The organism is Dellaglioa sp. CoH-57-MRSF-21, from assembly GCF_056781915.1.
This window is the reverse complement of record NZ_JBXAXU010000273.1, coordinates 1-229: the sequence shown is the minus strand read 5'-3', so window position 1 is coordinate 229 and position 229 is coordinate 1. Positions and strand designations below refer to the sequence as shown.

The window sequence follows — 229 nt, the reverse complement described above, 5'->3', positions numbered from 1 at the left end:
CACACAACGCGCCCATCAGCTTATCGATCAGTTACTAGCTGAAGATTTCAAGAAACTCGATGACGTTCATTTCAGGTACTTCGTGTTTGCTGGACTCGTAGAAGGCTTTGACAACGATGAGCAGTGCATCAAAGATCGCGCTGATTACGCGCATCTTGTGCCGGAGCGACTAAACGGGCTTCCGCACGTAGAAGAGGAAAAGATGGCAGAGTTCATGCACGCGGTATCC

Annotated in this window: 1 protein-coding gene; it reads left to right on the top strand. The window is 49.8% G+C overall.

The annotated features are described in order from the left end of the window. Positions 1-229: hypothetical protein (locus AC1RPQ_RS08750; RefSeq protein ID WP_481762394.1), on the top strand; the 229-nt coding region annotated here is incomplete at both ends.